Source organism: Chromobacterium sphagni (genome assembly GCF_001855555.1).
In the GTDB taxonomy this organism is placed as follows: Bacteria; Pseudomonadota; Gammaproteobacteria; order Burkholderiales; family Chromobacteriaceae; genus Chromobacterium; species Chromobacterium sphagni.
This window is the reverse complement of record NZ_MKCT01000001.1, coordinates 762,387-780,167: the sequence shown is the minus strand read 5'-3', so window position 1 is coordinate 780,167 and position 17,781 is coordinate 762,387. Positions and strand designations below refer to the sequence as shown.

At 63.7% G+C, this 17,781-nt stretch carries 22 protein-coding genes; 2 read left to right on the top strand and 20 right to left on the bottom strand.

The genetic code is table 11. The features are described from left to right. Positions 1-115: 115 nt before the first annotated feature. The 20 genes from BI344_RS03775 to BI344_RS03675 all read right to left on the bottom strand — a co-directional run bounded on the left by BI344_RS03775 (position 116) and on the right by BI344_RS03675 (position 15,978). A complete protein-coding gene (locus BI344_RS03775; protein WP_071111589.1) occupies positions 116-784 on the bottom strand; it encodes an SGNH/GDSL hydrolase family protein in 669 nt (222 codons plus the stop codon). A 178-nt stretch (positions 785-962) separates the two neighbouring features. Then, on the bottom strand, positions 963-1,859 hold the full coding sequence (locus BI344_RS03765; protein ID WP_277620424.1) for an acyltransferase family protein: 897 nt from the start codon (positions 1,857-1,859) through the stop codon (positions 963-965). Between the two features lie 232 nt (positions 1,860-2,091). Beyond that, positions 2,092-3,696, bottom strand: coding sequence for a hypothetical protein (locus tag BI344_RS03760; RefSeq protein WP_071111586.1), 1,605 nt, complete (start codon positions 3,694-3,696; stop codon positions 2,092-2,094). 68 nt (positions 3,697-3,764) lie between these two features. After that, positions 3,765-4,343, bottom strand: a complete 579-nt coding sequence (locus BI344_RS03755) for a YmfQ family protein (protein WP_071111585.1) — start codon at positions 4,341-4,343, stop codon at positions 3,765-3,767. Further along, positions 4,340-5,428, bottom strand: a complete 1,089-nt coding sequence (locus BI344_RS03750) for a baseplate J/gp47 family protein (protein ID WP_071111584.1) — start codon at positions 5,426-5,428, stop codon at positions 4,340-4,342. Before BI344_RS03750 ends, BI344_RS03755 begins: the two co-directional genes overlap by 4 nt. Further along, on the bottom strand, positions 5,428-5,778 hold the full coding sequence (locus BI344_RS03745; RefSeq protein ID WP_071111583.1) for a phage GP46 family protein: 351 nt from the start codon (positions 5,776-5,778) through the stop codon (positions 5,428-5,430). The genes BI344_RS03750 and BI344_RS03745 overlap by 1 nt, the downstream gene beginning before the upstream one ends. Positions 5,779-5,835: 57 nt before the next feature. Further along, positions 5,836-6,522, bottom strand: a complete 687-nt coding sequence (locus BI344_RS03740) for a phage baseplate assembly protein V (protein ID WP_071111582.1) — start codon at positions 6,520-6,522, stop codon at positions 5,836-5,838. 13 nt (positions 6,523-6,535) lie between these two features. After that, entirely contained in the window at positions 6,536-7,597 is a 1,062-nt protein-coding gene (locus BI344_RS03735; RefSeq protein WP_071111581.1) for a phage baseplate assembly protein, read from the bottom strand. Next, a complete protein-coding gene (locus tag BI344_RS03730) occupies positions 7,581-8,885 on the bottom strand; it encodes a DNA circularization protein (protein ID WP_083370053.1) in 1,305 nt (434 codons plus the stop codon). Before BI344_RS03730 ends, BI344_RS03735 begins: the two co-directional genes overlap by 17 nt. Further along, entirely contained in the window at positions 8,885-10,594 is a 1,710-nt protein-coding gene (locus BI344_RS24555; RefSeq protein ID WP_193430952.1) for a hypothetical protein, read from the bottom strand. The genes BI344_RS03730 and BI344_RS24555 overlap by 1 nt, the downstream gene beginning before the upstream one ends. A 235-nt stretch (positions 10,595-10,829) precedes the next feature. After that, positions 10,830-11,180 carry a hypothetical protein gene (locus BI344_RS03720; protein ID WP_071111579.1) on the bottom strand — a complete coding sequence of 117 codons (351 nt, stop codon included), beginning with the start codon at positions 11,178-11,180 and terminating at the stop codon, positions 10,830-10,832. After that, positions 11,180-11,551 carry a phage tail protein gene (locus tag BI344_RS03715; protein ID WP_071111578.1) on the bottom strand — a complete coding sequence of 124 codons (372 nt, stop codon included), beginning with the start codon at positions 11,549-11,551 and terminating at the stop codon, positions 11,180-11,182. The genes BI344_RS03720 and BI344_RS03715 overlap by 1 nt, the downstream gene beginning before the upstream one ends. A 73-nt stretch (positions 11,552-11,624) precedes the next feature. After that, positions 11,625-13,070 carry a phage tail sheath C-terminal domain-containing protein gene (locus BI344_RS03710; RefSeq protein WP_071111577.1) on the bottom strand — a complete coding sequence of 482 codons (1,446 nt, stop codon included), beginning with the start codon at positions 13,068-13,070 and terminating at the stop codon, positions 11,625-11,627. Between the two features lie 87 nt (positions 13,071-13,157). Next, a complete protein-coding gene (locus BI344_RS03705; RefSeq protein ID WP_071111576.1) occupies positions 13,158-13,850 on the bottom strand; it encodes a DUF1834 family protein in 693 nt (230 codons plus the stop codon). A 76-nt stretch (positions 13,851-13,926) separates the two neighbouring features. After that, the gene (locus BI344_RS03700) at positions 13,927-14,142 is read right to left on the bottom strand and encodes a hypothetical protein (protein WP_071111575.1); all 216 of its coding nucleotides are present in this window, start codon (positions 14,140-14,142) and stop codon (positions 13,927-13,929) included. Positions 14,143-14,153: 11 nt separating this feature from the next. Further along, entirely contained in the window at positions 14,154-14,351 is a 198-nt protein-coding gene (locus tag BI344_RS03695) for a TraR/DksA family transcriptional regulator (protein ID WP_071111574.1), read from the bottom strand. Further along, complete coding sequence (locus tag BI344_RS03690) at positions 14,348-14,911, bottom strand: hypothetical protein (protein WP_071111573.1); 564 nt, start codon at positions 14,909-14,911, stop codon at positions 14,348-14,350. Before BI344_RS03690 ends, BI344_RS03695 begins: the two co-directional genes overlap by 4 nt. Then, entirely contained in the window at positions 14,908-15,129 is a 222-nt protein-coding gene (locus BI344_RS03685; RefSeq protein WP_071111572.1) for a hypothetical protein, read from the bottom strand. The genes BI344_RS03690 and BI344_RS03685 overlap by 4 nt, the downstream gene beginning before the upstream one ends. Before the next feature lie 2 nt (positions 15,130-15,131). Further along, positions 15,132-15,536: a M15 family metallopeptidase gene (locus BI344_RS03680; RefSeq protein WP_071111571.1), complete on the bottom strand. Its 405-nt coding sequence runs from the start codon at positions 15,534-15,536 to the stop codon at positions 15,132-15,134. A 22-nt stretch (positions 15,537-15,558) separates the two neighbouring features. After that, positions 15,559-15,978, bottom strand: a complete 420-nt coding sequence (locus tag BI344_RS03675) for a Mor transcription activator family protein (protein ID WP_071111570.1) — start codon at positions 15,976-15,978, stop codon at positions 15,559-15,561. Positions 15,979-16,313: 335 nt separating this feature from the next. Here BI344_RS03675 and BI344_RS03670 point away from each other — a divergent pair, with 335 nt between their 5' ends. Together BI344_RS03670 and gmhA are read left to right on the top strand one after the other, a co-directional pair. Beyond that, positions 16,314-17,075 (top strand): LexA family transcriptional regulator, encoded by a 762-nt coding sequence (locus BI344_RS03670; RefSeq protein ID WP_071111569.1) that lies wholly within the window; start codon positions 16,314-16,316, stop codon positions 17,073-17,075. A 60-nt stretch (positions 17,076-17,135) separates the two neighbouring features. Beyond that, positions 17,136-17,720 carry a D-sedoheptulose 7-phosphate isomerase gene (gmhA, locus tag BI344_RS03665; protein WP_071111568.1) on the top strand — a complete coding sequence of 195 codons (585 nt, stop codon included), beginning with the start codon at positions 17,136-17,138 and terminating at the stop codon, positions 17,718-17,720. Positions 17,721-17,781: the final 61 nt, after the last annotated feature.

The following is a 17,781-nucleotide window of genomic DNA, read 5'->3' as shown; positions in this document are numbered from 1 at the left end:
GTCCATCCGCGCAATGAAAAACCGCGCCGGCAGGCGCGGTGGCTGGTGGGGCGGCCCGGCATGGCCTGGGGGAGCGCGAGACCGGGCTTGCGCAGATGTTCAAGCCCGGTTCGTGTCACGGCTTGCGCAAGGCGGTGAGGATGCTGGGCATCAGCGCCTGGTACTCGGTCAGGCCTTTTACTTGATAACCTTGCGCCGTGGGATGCACGCCATCGGATAGCAGCGCTTTCCAGTTCGGCAAGGCGGTCCATATCTTGTAGTGCTGGATGATCTGGATTTTGCGCTGCTCGGCTACCAGATTCATGGCATCAACGTAGGCGGCCAAGTCTTTCCGGTCGGGGCTGGTCGAGGGCGTGGGCTCGATCAATATCGGCACTTTCCCCGCGGCAATGGTGATATCCACCAAGCTGCGAAGATCATCTGCAAATTGAATTGTGGATCGATGGCAGACGAAATGGTCATTCAAGCCAAAACCAAAAGTGATGATGTCCGCTTTTGTACGCTTTACCCTGTCGCGCCAGGCCGGCGTCTTACCTTCTCCATGCAATAGCTGGATGGCGCAGGAGTTGGAAACTCCCTTGTTGGCGATGGATGCGGCCGGACCAAACCGCTTGTTTATGTTGAGGTAGATGATATCAACGCTAGATCGTTTAGCCTGTTGCAGTCGCCCACTGTAAAAAGAAAGTCCGGTTGTGGTCGAGTCGCCATATTGTTCAATGCTGATTCCCGCATAGGCCTGCATGGCAAACAGGAGCAGGGCTGGAATAGTTGGTAAAAGCTTCATTTCCCCATTCCTTTGATAAATTTCTTGCCGGGTTTTTCAATGTAATTGAATGACAGTCTGGATATGGTCAATACCATGCCAGTCATGATAAGAAATTGGATTGGGCTTTTAAGGTTCACATTCAATCCCCACGCATATTTCATGAAATATTCTACAAAGATCAACATAATCCAGTGCGTCATGCATATGGCGTAGGAGCACTCCCTAGCCATTCCAGCGCGCCGCTCATGGAAGCATTTTTGTAGACGCCCTCGAGCAAGGCCAATGAGATGACGGCAGCAGCACTTATGGGAACGATCAGAAATTCTGCATGCTCAAAGTGTGGCCACCCAGCGATAAGGCAGAACTGAAATACGATAGATAGCAAGGCCAGGAGGATGATTGAAATTCTGGATCGCTTCCCAATGGCAGGGAGGATTTTCTGATATGCAGCATAGCAGAGCACCCCTGCAGTCATGCCTGCTATCCCACGGAGCATTCCGGTATTGATAAAACCGATATTTTTATAAAAATCGCCAAGGCTGCCAATGCTGAAGAAGAGAGTGGAGTATGCAAGCATAAAGGCAGCAATGCAAAATGCGAGTAAGTATTTGCGCATTTTCAGCGCGATGCCGGCAAGCAGAATGTTAATCCAGAACTCGACTGAGATGGACCATGCAGGGGCATTCCAGGAGGGGCCACCAGGAGTCAGTCCAATATTATTCAGCAACAGTAAATGTAAAGATAATGTATATGTTCTTCCATCTTGATACGACCAGCCTTGTTCCAGCCATTGTCCCTTGGTGATTTCCACAAACCAGATATTCAGGAACATCAGGATAAAGAGTGTGGCAAGGTGTAATGGATAGAGGCGGGCTACCCGGTCGCGGATGAAGCTGCGAAGGAAGTTGGAGTTGGATAGTTTATCTTTGTAAGCATGGGTTAAAACAAATCCGGAGAGTATGAAGAAATAATCTACAGCGAGCTGGAATTTCTCCATGGCGAAAAGCGTCTTGGCATGACCAAAAAAAACTATCATGGCAAATGCAAAGCGCAAAAAATCTAGATAAACAAAACGAACAGGTGATTGGGGTATGATTTCAACTTGTTTTTGATGAATATTGGCTTGTTTTTATGTTAACTCAAATTGCCATTCGGCAGCTCAGTATTCTCAGGGAAATCAATGCAGGTTGTCCAGAGCGCGACATCATATTTTTGGTTAGGCGTCAGTATGTTACAAGCTTGATCACTATTCAATAGCAGGCAACGGCGGGCCATGAAAAACCGGCACAGAGCAAGGCGTCTGCGCCGGTATGGGTTATGTTTTTTTAAGGTGTAATTTTCTGGTAAACATATGCGCCACTGTTGCCTGGCGTATTGGGCGCCGGGTCGTACAGTTGTGTGCAACCATAAGACCCGGCTTGGGTTCCGGATGCATCCAGCCATGCTAAACCATCAGCGCAGTAGCCAACTTTTTTGCTGTTTCGGCTCCAACCGTTGGCGGCATATATGGCCCCACTGTATACGGCATAGAAACCGCAGTTGCAATTATCAGCGGTTGCCATATACGCGTAGATAGTGCCGCCCCGACCGGCGAGATAACCGATGTCAGCGTTGCTGGCTTTGCCGCGGCGGCCATTCGGCACGGCGGGGCTAGGATTGGCGCCACTATTCCAAATCAGGCCCCCCCATTCCGCCTGGAAGGCATTGGTGGCCTGGTCGACGGCGGTGCCATCCGCCCAGAGATAGGAGTTGCTTGCGCTTACGCAGCCTTGGAAGACATTGGAAATGCTGCTGACGCTCAACCAGGCCTTGCTGCCCTCTACGCATTGCAGGCCGGAGGACATGAGGCTGGGCATATCGGGGTTGACAAATGCGGGCGTGGTGGTGGAGACATTTATTCCCAGGCCGGTGATCGCGCAATTGTGCAGGATGGCATGGGCGCCGCCGATGATGGATGCCGCCCAGCCCTTGATTCCGGAAATGCGGATTTTTACGAAATTGCCGCTGGCATTCTGATCCACTTCCAAACCGGCGGCTGCGCCTTCCAGCACGATGGTGCCGGGGTCGGAGTAGACCACCGCGGCTTCCTCCACCCGCAGGCAACGGTAGCTCCAGTGATTGGCGCTGGCTTCGCCGACGATGTGGAAGCCGGAGAAGTTGACGCCGGACACCCGGCTGAATACGACGCCGTTGCTGAGTTTGTTGGCGTCCGGGGTCAGTACGATCTTGCAAGCCGATGGATTGGCGGTGTTGCCCTGGATCCGGATGCGGCTGGCGAAGGGCTGATTGTTAAGCCAGATGCCGGAGGTGGCGTACTGGCCGTCGGCCACCTGGATCAGCACGTCGGCCTGCAGCACCTTGCCGATCAGGCTGTTCCAGGCATCCTGGATGCTGGCGAAGGCTTTGCCGGGGCCGACTTGCAGCGTGGTGTAGCCTTGCACGCCCCAGTCGCTGGCTTTCATTGCGTCGACAATGCCGTAGCCGGCCAGGGTGGAGGCTTTGTCGGCTTTGCCGGATAACAACTTTGTGACCGATGCCGCGTAGTTGGAGTCATTACCCAAGGCCGCCGCCAGCTCCTGCAGGGTATTGAGCGCGCCGGGCGCGCCGGCCACCACGCCGTCGATGGCGGCTTTCAGGTCGGTCTTGCTGGCGCCGTCGGCGATGCCGTAGCCGGCCAGCGTGGATGGCCGTTGCGCACTGCCCCAGGCGATGTTCTGCACCGCTTGCAGCAACTGGTCTTTGCGTGTCGGGTCGGCGTTCTGCCCGTTGTTCTTGATGACGGTCAGCACCTCTTGCTGGGTGGACTGGATGGCGGCCTGGGCATTGTTGAGCCAGTCGGCGCTTACCACGGTGCCAGGAGTGCCGCTGGCGGGATTGCCGTCATGGAACAGGCTGTCGTCGGTGAGTACGGGCTTGAGGGTATCTTGCATGCGGGATCTCCGGGAGGGAAGGCGAGGGAGGCGTTGGCGGCTGCCAGCGCCGGGGATGGAGCGGGGGATTACGGCTGGTAGGCGAAGTAGACGAAGGTGTGCGCGGGCTTGAGGTCGTTGAACAGCTCTTCCAGCCTGGGGTCGCCGAAAGTGGTGAGGCGTTCGCCGGCCAGCGATTGCCCGGCGCGGAACTGGTAGGGGCGGACCTTGCTGCCGTATGCGGTGACCTGCCACACCCAGGGGATGTCGGCGCTCCACAGCGGCTGGCCGGCGCGGTTGACGCCGGCGCGGAACGGCTGCGGCTCGTCGATCCGGATCTGGTAGCCCATGCCGGCGGCCAGCCGGGTGAAGTAAGAGATGGACAGGCCGCCGGTTTCCGCCAGCTTGGCCAGCACCGCCTGCTGGCGTTGCTGGTAGGGCGCGTCGGCGGCCGGCATCAGCCCGCATACCCGTTCCCAGTCCGGCAGCAGCGCCTCGGCGGCCAGCGGGGTGACCGCGCCGGCTAGCTGGCGGGCGCTGTTCTGCGCCCGGTCCAGCGCCGCGCCCTCGCTGGCCAGCTCGGCCTGCAGCCGCGGGCCATCGGGGCTGTAGCTGGCCGGCGGCAACAGCCGGGTCAGCAAGTCCTGGTAGGGAGGCTGCGGCATCATGGCATGGCCCTCAGCGTCAGTTTGCCCAGCCGCAGCCATTCCACCTTGCCGGCGTCGGAAACCGGCGCGACATTGCCGGCGGGGGCGTTGAGTTGGCGGTCCTGCACGCCGGGCAGGTCGGAGATCAGCGCCTCGATCCGGCTCCTGACCAGGCGCTCGCCCGGGGCGAGGCCGGCGAAGTAGGCCTGCAGCGTTTGCTGCAGCTGCGGCGTGAAAACGTCCAGACTGATGCCGCCCAGATTGAGCGCGAGGTCGATGTCGACCGCGCGCGGGGTCGGCGCCAGCACCAGGCAGCTCTTGGCGGTGACCGGCCGCAGATCTTCAATATGGTCTTGGACCTTGGCTAGCGTGGCGGTGGAGGGCAGGCCGCCGTTGGCGGTGATGACCACGTCCACGGTGCCCAAGCCGCGGCGCAACGGGTAGACATAGGCAGCGCTTACGCCGTCTATTTCCATCGCCCAGCGCCGGTAGTCGTGCTGGTTGCCGCCGGCGGGGGGGCGGCGGATCAGTTCCAGCAGCCGGCCCAGCAGCGCCTGGTCGTCTTCCGTGTCGGTTGCGCCCTTCATTGTCATCAGCACGGCCTTGCTGGCCACGCCAGGCGGCGCCTGCATCAGCTCCACCTGCAGATTGTCAGGCTGGTTGCCGCTGCTGCCTGGCAGATTGGCCAGGATGGGCAGATTGGCCTGGCCGTTCGCATCCAGCCGGTCCGGCGCGGGGTTGCCTTGCGTATCGAAGGCCTGCGAGGCGTATAACTGATCGCCTATCCGCAATTGCAGCCCACCTGCTGCCAGGGCGCCGGGCGTGCCGCTGATCTGCAACCAGCCTGCGGCCGCGGTGGCCGCCTTGCGCACGATGCCGCGCAGGCGGGCGTGCTGTTCCAGGTCTTCGCGGTCGGCGGTGTCGGGGAAGATCTGGCGGGCGACCCAGCTTTGGTGCTGGTACAGTCCCTCCACCGCGCTGGCCACCGAGCTGGCGCGGACGAAGTAGTCGCTGTCCGGGCCGGTGTCGGCGTCGGCGCGCAGATTTTGCAGGTCGCGCAGCAGCGTATCGCGGATGCTGGCGAAATCGGGGGTGGACAGGGGCATCAGGCTATCCTCACTTGGTGTTGGAAATGTCGGGTGTGGCCGCCAGTCTCGGCGGCTTCTATCTGCAGCAGCAGCCGGCCAGGGCCCTGCCGTTGCGAAGACACCTGGATCCGGCTGGCGCGGCCGTCTTGCTGCAAGGGCTGCAGCGCTTGTTCTGCGTATTGGCAGGCCAACAGGTCGATGCGGCTGCTGTCCTTGCTGCGGGTGAGCTCATGCAGGCGCGAACCCAGCGCGGGGTCTGCCCACCAGCCGCCCAGCGGCGTCATCAGGCGCAGATAGACGGCGTTGGCGAGGGTGTCGGTGGCGGGGCCGGCGTAGTCGCCGGTGGCGGGGTCCAAGAGTGGGTCCATGGCTATTGTCCTGGGATGGGGGATGGGGCGGCAGGGGACGCCGGTCAGTGGCGCGGCTTATTTCGGCGGGCTGGTGGGGCCGTTCGGCGCGTCGTGGGTGTGGGAAACCAGGCTTTTGCCGCCGGCCTTCACGTCGCCGCTGGCGGTCATCGCGCCGTTCAGCTTGATGTCTCCGGTGACGCTGGCACCGCCGCCGCCCTGGATGGCCAGGCCGCCGTTGCCGCTGATCTGGCCTTGGGCCACCAACTGTTGGCTGGTCTGCAGCGTGGGGGTGGTGAAGCCGGCCTGTTGGCTGGCGTCCACCTGCATGCTCTGGCATTTCAGCGCGACGCTGTCGCTGGCGTTGACCTGCATGGTCTTGCAGTTCAGCACGAAGCTGTCGCAGGTGGCTTCGATGATTTTGCCGCGTTTGAGCACGACCTTGCTGCCTTCGTCGCTGTACAGCGCCACTTCTCCCGGTTGCAGCGATTGCAGCCGGTAGCTGCCGTGCTCGGTGGCCAGCACCACGCTGTGGCTGGTGCGGCCGCCCAGCGGCAGCACCATTGCCATGCTGCCCGGCGGCGGGTTGGAGGTGTAGCCATAGTGCTGGAACAGTTCGGCGTCTTGCAGCTGTTCGCCGGCCAGGCCTTCGGCCTGCACCGTCTGCACGCCGCCGCCGCTGTCCACATGGGTGAGCGCGGCGCGGAAGCCCTGGCGCACATTGCTGAAGGCGCGGCGGATGCGGTGGTCTACTTCATGCCACATGGCGTGTGTCCTTTCATTTGTTGCCGGCGCGCATCGCCGGAATCCAGCACTTGTCTTCCTTCAGCGTCAGCCGGGTGGTGCTGCCCTGGCCGCGGCCGCCCTCGAAGGTGCGCGCCATCAGGAAATAACTGCCATTGACGCCGTGCGGCTCGCTTTCCACTTCGATGCGCTGGCCCGGCGTCCACAGCTGGCCGCGGCTGTCGCGGTGTCCGGCCACGGTGGCGGACAGGGTGTAGCCGGCCAGGCGGGCGTCGGCCAGCATCTTGTCGGCGCGCGCGGCCAGCTCAGCCTGGCTGGCGGCGTCCGGCTCCACCTGGATGCGCGGCTTGTGGTAGCAAACGTCGGAGTCGTAGGACTGGTGCTGCAGGCGGTGGCGGCCCGGCGTCAGCGCCTGGCCGTGGCCTTGGCCCAGTAGGGTCAGCTCGGAGTAGCGCTGCGCGTGGGAGCGGGTTTCGGACAGGCTGATCACGTTATTGCCCTTGCCGTCGCGGCGCAGGATCAGCCGCGCGCTGGCCGGTTGGCTGTAGTCCGGGCCGCCCACCACCAGGGTGCCGTCCGGGTCGAACCAGGCGGTGAGGCCGTTGGCCTGGGCGGCGCGGCTGAGCACGTCCCAGGCGCTGTTGCCGGGGTCCACGCTGATTTTCTCGATCTGGCCCCGGCCCTTGGCGTCCACCCGGACTTTGCTGATGCCCAGCGGCCTCACCACATTGTCCAGCACGTCCTGCAGCGTCATGTTCTTGGCGGTGAGCAGCGGCGCGCTGCAATCGAGCAGCATGCCGGCCAGGTCGCGGCCGGACAGCGACAGCTGATGGCTGTCGGAAGCCACGCTGTGACTGATGTCGTCCACCCGGCCCATCAGTACGGTTTCCTCTCCCACCATCACCTTGATCATCGCGCCCGGCTCCACCTCGGGCGGGAAGACGCCGCCGGGCAGGCCCAGCGCCACTTGCCAGCCGTCTGCGGGGACGGTCAGGTCGGAATCGATGGAGTAGTGGGTCCAGTCGCTGTGCTGGCGGCTGGCGATCTGCAGGCTGACGGTGTTATCTGGCGCGGCGGGTTTAGTGGGCGTAGCCATGGATCACGGTTCCCGGGGTCAGGTGGTTGGGATAGGCCAGCTGCGGGTTCAGCCGCAACAGCTCGGCGGCGCGCTCGCTGTCGCCGTACCACAGGTGGGCCAGCTGGCGCAGGTTGGCGCTGGCTTCCACCTTGCGCGTGATCAGCGGCGGCTTGGCGGCGATCAGGCTGGCCGCGCCCTGCTGCACCTGCAGGCCCAGTTCGCGCAGGCTGTCCACCACCTGGTAGGCGGCGTCGGACGGCATGCTGGCGCGCCATTGGTCTATGGTGGTCTGCAAGGCGCCGCGCACGTCGCCGGCGATCTGCTCCAGCGCCGGCGGCGTCAGCGTGGCCTGGCTGGCCTCGCTGCCGAAGATGCCGGCGGCGGCGCTGGCCAGCTTGGTGGAGACGTTCAACTGCAGCAGCGCGTCTATCCGTTGCTGGTCGCTGCTCCACACGGTGAGGGCGGCGCCGGCGCTAAGCGGCGCGGTGCCCTGGCGTATCTTGTCCGGCAGGCCGTCCAACCGGCGGCGCAGCGCGTTCCAGTCGGTCAGGGTGGCGGCAGGCAGGCTGGCGGCGGTTTTCAGCGCCGGCAGCGGGCCAAGGTCCACCGCGATGTCGAATTTCCAGTCGGCCACCTGGTCCACCAGCGCGCTCACCTGGCTGACGAAGGCCTGCGGATAGGCCAGCAAATCGTTGACCTGGGCCACCGCCTGGTTGGCCATCCCGGCCAGCGCCTTGACGGTGCTGGTCAGCTGCTGGCGCAACGCGCCCAGCCGCGCTAGCGCGCCCTTGGCGGTGGCGACCAGCGCTTGCGCCTTGGCGTAAGCCTCGCCTGCCATGCCGCGCAGCTTGTCCACCTGGGCGTTGATGGCCTCGCTTTGCTGCCGCGGCTTGTTCTGCGTGAAGAAGGGATTGCCCGGTGTGGCTTCCAGCCAGTTGACGTCCACGGTGCAGGAGTCCGGCGTGTCGGCGTCGTGGCTGATCTGGTAATCCACCACCTGCGCCTGCGGCATGCTGCCGAATACCGGGTGCACCAGCTCGCCGGGGCCGGCGGTGTCCAGCGCGGCGATGAATTGCCGCAGCCGGTGCTGGTAGTCCTTGCCCCAGAACATCACGCTGAGCGATACCTTGCGCGCCTTGCGGCCCAGGTCCTCGACGTCGGCGCCGTCCAGGTAAGGGTATTCGTGCACCGCCTGGTCGCGCTGCGCGCTGTCCTGGCTTCTCAGGCAATCGAAGCGTACGCCGCGGAAGCTGGCGTCCACCAGAGGGCCGGCGGACAGGCCGGCGAACACATTGAGGCTGAACATCAGCTCCTCCTTTGTTGTTGGCTGTTGGCGGCGTTGACGGCGGCGACGATGTTGCCGTGCTGGACGTCGACGACTACGCGGAGGGGTTGGTGGAGCTGGGCGACGGCGGCAGCGAACTGGTTGACCAGGACCTGGAGCTGGGGCAGCAAGGATGCTGCGGCGCTGTCGCCCTTGCCCTTCGGCTGCGGCTGGGGAGGCTTGGCCGCAGTGGTCTGCGGCGCGCCTGGTCTCGCAGTCGCTGGCGCGTTCGCGCCGGCAGGAATGCTTGGCCGGGTTCCGGCCTTCTGAGCCGAGGCCGCCGGAGACGACGCCGGTGTGCCGGGAGCCTGACGATGGTCTATCTTATTGCCCAGCATCGCCCCTGCCTTGTCTCCCAGCGTTTCTCCCAGCCAGCCCCCCACGGCGCGTCCGGCCATGGCGCCCAACGCCGCGCCGGCGGGGCCGCCCAGCATGCCGATCGCTCCGCCCACCACACCGCCGATCGCGGAGCCGCCGAAACCGCCCAGCTGTCCGCCGACGGCGCGTATCTTGTTGCCGACGGTTGAGTTGGGGTTGGACAGCACCTGGTAGGCGCCAATGGCCCCGGTGGCGAGCCCCACGATACCGGAAGCCTTGCCGGCAATGCGCAGGCCGCCTTTCAGGAACCCGCCCAGTATGCCGCCGCTCTGCCTCAGTGAGTGGCCGCCGGATCCGGCCATGCTGCGCAGCTTGGCGGGAAGCCCTGTGCCGGATTGGGCGGTTTTTTGCAGCATGCCCTTGGTTTTTGTGGCCAGTTGGCTGAATATGCCGGTACTTTTCTCCGATGCGCCGGCACGGGTGGGCCCGGAGGAGCGGGACGAGGAGGGAGTGGCTTGGGGCCCTTGGAGCTTTTTAGAGGCCGAACCGGATTTTTGCGGAGCGGTTTTACTCTTGGATGATCGATTTCCGCTTGCGTTCTTGCCCTGTTTGCCTCCGGGTTTGGAGGGCAGGGACGGCGTGGATCCATCGGCGCCTTTGGCGATCTTGCCGACGATGGCGACCACCCCGGCCAGCGCCGAGCCGAACGTCAGCAGGGCTGCGGCGCAGTCCAGCAATGGCGAGACGATTTCGCTGTAGTTGGCTTTTTGGTCTCCGAGAATCTGACTGGCTCGCTTGTTCTGTTCGCTGTTCGCCAGCGCGCTTTGCTGGCTTTGATCCTTGAATTGGGCGCTTTCCCGCATCATTTGGACATTGTTGTCGTAACGGGTCAGGTTTTCTTGGCTGACGCCATTCTTCCCGACTTTTTTCAGTAGATCCGGCAGCCATTTGTCGGCTTCGTCCGGATGGTAGTCGGCCGGTTTTGCGGCGGCTTCGGCCAAGGCAAAACGCAGGTTTTGGTTGATCTTGTCGGCGTCGGGCGGCGATTTCGCTTGATCCTTGGCATCCTTTTTGTCCTCCCCTTGTCCGACGGCGGCCTCGGCAAGCTTCTGCGCGCTGACCCCCAGAGCCTGTCCGCCGTTGACCAACTGCGGCAATAGTTTTTCGGCATCATTGAGTTTCACACCGTTCTGCAACAGCGTGGTCAGCGCCGCCGCCGCGTCATCTCTGCCGCCGCCGGCGGCAACGACGATCTTGTCCAACTGGGCCATGCCCTGTTTTCGTCCCGACATATCGCGTTCGGGAAAAGCAAGATTGGCGAGCTGGCGCAGCTGGTGATCGGCGGCATCGGCTTTGCGCGCCATGTTGACCATGCTGTCGCCGGCTTTCTTAACATTTTCCGGCAGCTTGCCGAGCTGCTCCGCCGCGTCTTTGCTTGTTTCCCAGGCGCTTCCCTGTTCTTTTCCTGGCATCTCGTCTTCCTTTCAATCATGAAAAACAGGCGTCCCCGTCACCCCATCGAGGAGACGAGGGACGCCTGCAACCGGCTGGCGGCCTGCAGATAACCATCCAGTTCAGACTCGGTCAGCTGTCTGATCCGGGGTTCGCTCAGTCCGTAGCGGCCGAGGAGGAGGACGGCTTCACGGTAGTCAGCGAGGCGCTTTTCGCGTTGATCCGCTTTTTTTTAAGCGCGTTGCGCATGTCGATCAGCAGTTCGAAGTCATCGTCCACCAGATTGGCCGACAGGAAATCGGTGGTGATGGCTTCCGCCGGCATGCCGCCCAGCTTGGTCAGGCAGCGCGCGGTGAGCGCCAGGTTAAATAGCAGGTTGGAGTCGGCGCCGACTTCGTCGATGGCCGCGATGCTGTCGGCGACCATGGGCAGGCGCAAGTCGACGTCGTAATGCATTTCGCCTTGGTATTCCACGCCGTAGCGCAGTCGTGCTTGTATGATGGCCATCACTCCACCACCTTCCGCAACGACATCAGCTTGATATCGCGGCGCGCCTCGTTTTCCACGCCGTACTTCTCGCCCACCTCCAGCGTGAAGCAGTCCAGATAGCTGGTGCGCTTGCCGCCGGCGAGCGGGAACTCGGTCAGCTTGGCGCCTTCCACCGCCTCCCAGTCCAGGTCGCCGGTCAGCGGGATGGATACGGTGACGGACAGGTCGTACTCGGTGATGCCGCGGGCGAAGCCGCGGGCTCTGCCGCTGGAGTTCATTGTCTTCACCAGTTTGCGGCCGGTCTTGCTGCTGACGTTGAGGTCGATCACGTCGATTTCCTGGCCGTTCACTTCCAGGACGATCGAGCCTGCGTATTCTTTCAAAGCCATGGGATGTTCCTTTTCGATTCAGGGAGGGGCCAGCCGGGAGCGCCGGCCGGCGTCAAGCAGGGTTAGGGAGGGTTTACAGCAAGAGGTCGATGCGGCCGGCGAACACGTGCAGGCCGTTGACCACGTCCACCGGAATTTTGGCGTCCAGGCGGTTGGCGTCCTGCAGGTCGCGCTCGACGATCAGGCCGTCCTTGTTGGCGTCGACCTGTTCGATGATTTCCAGCTCCTCCAGCTTGTACAGCACGTCAAGCAGCTCGGAGCGCACCTTGGACGGCGTGCGGTCGGACAGCTTCTCGCGCGGGAAGCGCAGCGCGATGCGCTCGCGGCAGGCCTGGCGCACGTAGTCCAGCGTGCGGATGGTGGTGATGTCCAGCAGCGACACGTCGTCCACGCCTTGCGCGTCCTTGGTGTAGGTGCTGATGGCCCGCACGATCTGCACGCGGTTGCCGGCGGCCACTTCCAGCGGGGTGACGCCGCTGTACAGCGCGCTTTCCTGTTCGGTGCGGCTGGTGCGGAAAGCCAGGTCCACCACGTCCAGGCCGTTCAGCGCCAGGGTGTTAAGCGGACGGGCCGGATCTTCCTCGCTGGCGATCACCGCGGCGTAGGCGGCGGCCACGTCGCCCGGCAGCTTGGCCGAGCCGCGGTACCAGGCGGCGGTAATGCGGCCGCTGTCCAGCTTGGCCGATAGGGCGGCGGCGTCGGCGAGCGCGCCGGTGGTGGCGATCACGCCGATGGCGCCGCGCTGTTCCATCGGACCGGAGACGAAGTCCAGGTGCGCGCGCAGCGCGGTCAGGGCGGCGTCGGTGTTGAACGGGTTGACCACGATCTGGTGGCCGCCGCTGACCACCGCCGCCAGCGCCGGGGCGATGTCCGGGTCGCCGGCGCCGCCCTTCATCGGGGCGACGGCGACGCCGAGGCCGGCGATCTGTTCCTGCGCTTTCAGCGCGATGCCGTTGCCGATGCTGCCCTTGTGGCGGGCGGTGATGGTCAGCACTTCCTTGGCGGCGCTCGCGACTACCGGTAGGTCGGTGAGTTTGGCGATGGCGGCCAGGGCGTTGGCGGAGATCTTGGGCGCGTCGTCGCCGGCGGCGACGGGGACGTCGACGCGCACGCTGCCGATGTAGAGGCTCATCACGCCGGAGGCGGCGGCCGGGCCGCTGAAGGTGAAGGTGCCGGAAGCCGGGGTGCCGGCGGCGGCGTCGTCCACCGCGATCATGGTCAGCTGCAGGTAGGGATTGGCGTTGATGGCGGCGCGCGCCATCAGGTGGGCGTAGGAGCCGCGGCCGAAGGCCAGGGCGGCCTGCTCGTCGCTGAACACGTCCAGCGCGGCCAGCGCCGGCTGGGCGGCGTTCTTGCCGGGATTGGCCGGATCGTCGGCCATGCGCTGGCCTATCATCAGCACGCGCTGCGGGTTGCCCGGCAAGGTGCGGACCGCCAGCTTGGTGTTGAACTCAAAGTACTTGCCCGGTTTGCGGATGGATGCCGGGATCTGGTCGAAGCTGATGTTGGGGCTGGCCATAAGAGATGGACTCCTGATGCTGCGGTTGGGTGAGAGTGCCGCGCCGACTGGCGCGGCGACGGGAAAACAAGGAAGGCTTGCGGGGGCTTATTTGGGCGCCGGCTGGCTGACCACGTCCTGCGCCTTGACGTCGGGTTTGCCAGCCAGGCTGAAGTTGAGCTGGGTGCTTTGCCAGTTCTTGGACGGATCGTCCAGGCGGCCGCCGAAGCGGGAGAACAGCGCGTCGGCGTCGCTATCCTTCAACGGCGCCGGCCAGTGGCCGTTGTCCAGCGCCTCGTCCAGCCAGTAGGTGCTGAAGTCGCAGGCCACCAGGCTCCACGGCTGGCCGTCGCGCGGCGACTGGCCCAGCGGGCGGACTTTTTCCGGCACCAGCGGGTTGACCGCCAGGCCGAAATCCTGCGAGGCCAGCAGGCGGCGCACCGCGTAGACCAGTTGCCAGACGCCGGCGCCGCTGTAGCTGGCGTCGGCCTGCAAACGGTCGCCGACGATGACGGTGAACAGCGCGTTGGCCTTGTAGCGCTGGCGCTGGCTGGCGGACGGCTGGCTGGCGGTGATGCCGCCGGCCACGGTCCACACCGCCGGCAGCCGGGCCAGCGCCTGGGGATTGATGGCGGGGCTGGACTGGCCGGGGGTGAGCCGGCTGGCGTAGTCGCCGTGGGCCAGCTGCAGGCCGCACAGGGCGGTTTCGTCTAGGTCCGCCGCCACTTCGCGCACCATGCGCGCCAGGCCCTGGTGCAGGCGGTCGGCGATGGCGGTTTGCAGTGAAATCAGCATGGACATGGGGCATTCCTTGAGGAGCGTCGGAGGATGAGGCGGATTGTGGCGCGGGACGGCGCCGGGACTTAGTTGAGCGGTGTCAGTGCAGCACGCGCTTGAGGAGTTCGCCGGCCAGGGTGACCAGCAGCGCGGACAATGCGCCGGACAGCGCGCCGCTCTTGGCGGCCTGCACTTCCACATCGCGCAGGCGGGTGTCCAGTTCTTCCAGTTTCTTGTCTTGTTTGGCGAGGTGGGCGACGATCATGTCAAGCTTGCCCTCTATGCGGCCCAAGGCCAGCAGATTGTCGTGTTCCACGTGAAACCTCCTCAGCGCTCGGCCAGTTGCTGGCAGATCACGCAGCGGGTGCAACTGGGCAGCGCGGCGCGGCGCGGTTGCGGAATCGGGTCGCCGCAATCCTCGCAGTGGCTGTAGCCGCTTTGCTGCAGTTGCTGGAAGTGGCGCGCCAGCGCCTGTTCGCGGAATTCGGTCTCCAGTTCGCTGGCGCGGTCGAAGAAGTCGGTCATGGCTGAGGGTCCTGTTGATTGAAGAGTTGTTTCAGGGCGACGAGGCGTTGTTCCAATTGCTGGCACCAGGCGCCGTAATCGGCGGCGTGGGCGAGGAGGTCTGGCGCCGGTAGCCCGCCGTCGGCGCCGGCGGCCGCGCCGGCAGCGTCAGCAGATAGGGGCTGGGCGCCGGGCAGCTCGGCGGGATAGCCGAGGAGCTGGCGGTAGAGGCGCAGGCTGTCAGGACCAAGGCCGGTAAAGCTGTAACCATCTGTGCGAGTGACATCGTCTATCCTTTGCGCTTGCTGGCGTTGCTGGTTCTGCAAGGCCTGCTGTTGTCGCAGCAGCCGGCCTTCCAATTGATCTATGCGTTGCCGCCACTGCTGCTGCAGCGCCAGCGCGGCGGCCTCTTGCTGTTGCAGCGCGAGGCTCCGGCTGGCGTCCATCTCGGCCACGCGTACCTGCAGCTGGGCTTGCCAGTAATGGCTGCTGCGCGAGCTGCCCATGGCGTAGCCGCCAATGCCCGCGGCCGCCGGTAACAGCAGACAGGCGCTCAGGCGCAGGGTGGCCAGGCTGATCATGCAGCGCTCCGGTCGCGATAGGCGGCGATCATCCGCAACGAGGCGGAATAGCCGCCCACCACGCCCAGGTAGATCAGCCACAGATCCGGGGTGAGGGTGCCGCGCCAACCGCCGACGATGAACATGGCGGTGGCGGCGGCGCAGGCGATGTTGGCCCATAGCCGGCTGTGGCTCAGGCGGCGGCTGTGCGGACTGCAGAACAGATCGGCGATGCGCATGGTCAGAACTCCTGGGAGAGTTGAAAGTGGGGGTATTCCTGAAAGGGGGCATCGGGCTGGCCGTACCAGTTCAAACCCAGCGCCTGGCCGATTTGCCCCATCAGGTGCCAGTGCGGGTGTTCGGCATCCCATACCGGTTTGCCGGCCACCAGCGGCACCACGTCGAAGGCGCGGGCGGCTGGGCTGCCGTACAGCATGGCGTTGTGGGCGGATTGGCCGGCGCGTGCCTGGGTGACGATGGCGCCGGGCTTGCTGCGGCCCTGCTGATACAGCGCGTCCTGCTCGGCGGCGGAGCGCCAGGTGCAGGTGAGCAGAGGATCCAGGCCCTGGTCGCGGCAGCGGCGCAGGAAGATTTCGGCCAGAGGTTGCAGTTGCGGGTGCAGATCGGAAATGGCGCGGCTGGCCATGCGGGGTCTCCTTGCTGGTGAATCAGTGCACCTCGTGTGGCGCCGGCGGGGTTTTCAGCACGCGCCAGATCATGCGGTCGCTGAGGTGGTAGCGCATCGCCAGCACGCCGACGGCTTCGTTGGCGCCCAGGCCTTCTATCAGCAATGCGTCGAAGTCGCGGATCAGCTGCTGGTTGCGCGCTTGGCGCAAGGCTTGGCTGCAGCGCGGGATATAAAGAATGTCGCCGCCGAAGTGGTGGGTGAGTTGTTCAGCCGCATTCTGGCCGATCACCTCGACCAGCGCGGCGAAGCGCAGTTGCCCGGCGCGACTCTGGTTTTTGGAGAAAGGCAGGGTGGTGCCGCCCAGCGCCTGTACCAACTGCAAGGTGCGCGGCATGCCAATCAGCTTTGCGACCAGTTGCATGGTGGCGGGAAGGGCGGGAAATTGCGCAGTGGTGTTCATCACGGATACTCCTGGGGTCGCCAAATAGCCTTGGCAGACGTGAAGTTCTAAATGAGTTATAATTTTCATCGTGTACTGATGTGTGCAGGCGGTCTGTTTTTGCCGCGCTCTATTTAGAACCACATCAATTCGGCGATGAATTTTATTGCTAAATTACGTATATTCACTAGATAATAGAACTGCTTATGCAGTTCGATTGCCATTCTAAACTGGTGTTTTGAACTGAGCAAGCTGTTGAATGTCACTACTCATGTCAGTCACATGTGATGGAATGACAATAAAATAGTACTCTGGAGGGGAGTTCCAGTCGTACTTGATTACTGATGGAGTTCTAAATGGAAAATTCCCTGCAGCAGTCCGACTTTCGGCAGCGTCTGGAGCTGCTGATCGGCGCAGAAAAACCCTATGCTTGGGCAGCCCGCATGGGCATCAACAAAGGGTCCTTCACCAATATGTGGTACAAGGGCGGCGTGCCGCGGACGGCGACGGCGGAAAAGATAGCCTGCAGCAGCGGCTGCCGGCTGGAATGGCTGTTGTACGGCGAAGGCCTCATGCAGGAGGAGGGGGGCGTCGCGGCCGAGATGGCCGAGCCGCCTGCGCGCGAAGCGGCCGAACATCCGCCCGAGCCCTTGCGCTTGGCGGGCGACGAGCATTTCGTACCCGAGGGCGTGCACGAGGAGTTCTGTTTCATTCCGCGGTATAACCTGAGAGCGTCGGCGGGATTTGGAACCAGTGCCGCGGGCGAGCAGCCGATGTTCTATATGGCCTTCCGTCGCTACTGGGTGAAGAACTATTTGAACGCGTCGCCCAGGGACTTGGCGGTGATCAGCGTCAAGGGCGACAGCATGAGCGGCGTGTTGGAGGATAGGGACACCATCCTGATCAATACTGTCGAACGCAATCCCGGCGAAGGCCTGTTCGTGATCCGCATCGGCGACGACATCTTCGTCAAGCAGCTGCAGCGGCTGCCCGGGGGCGCGCTGCAAGTGAAGAGCGCCAATCCCCTATATGAGACTTTTACTGTGGATCTGGCGCGGACATCGGGCGAGTTCGAGGTGATAGGCCGGGTGGTGTGGTTTGGCCGGCAGATCGCCTGAGCGCCGCCGCGCCAGCCGATGAAGTAAACTGACATGCTGACAATGGAGACTGCACCCGAGATGAAATCACATATCCACGCCAGCCTGAGCGAGGCCAAGACGGCGCTCGACAACCTGCTGGCCAATCCCGATGCCCTGGGCAGCATAGAAGCCGCGGGCGCAACCATCATCGCCGCGCTTGAGGCCGGCGGACGGGTGTTTTCCTGCGGCAACGGCGGTTCGATGTGCGACGCGATGCACTTCGCCGAGGAATTGACCGGCCGCTACCGCAATAACCGCCGCGGCATGGCCGCCATCGCCATCAGCGACCCCAGTCACATCAGCTGCGTCGGCAACGACTACGGCTACGACGAGATCTTCGCCCGCTATCTGGAAAGCCATGCCCGCGCCGGCGATGTGCTGCTGGGCCTGAGCACCAGCGGCAATAGCCGCAATATCATCCGCGCCGCGGAAACCGCGCGCGAACTGGGCGTGAAAGTGATCATTCTCACCGGTCGCGCCGGCACCAAGCTGGAGCCGCTGGCCGACGTCTACGTCAATACGCCGGGCGGGCAGTACGCCGATCGGGTGCAGGAGCTGCACATCAAGGTGCTGCACATCCTGATCGAGCTGACTGAGCGCCACTTCTTCCCGGAAAACTACTGAGGCGATGATGCCTGCCGCCGCAGGCTTGCCTGAAGCTGACCGGTTTCAGCGCGGCGGCGGC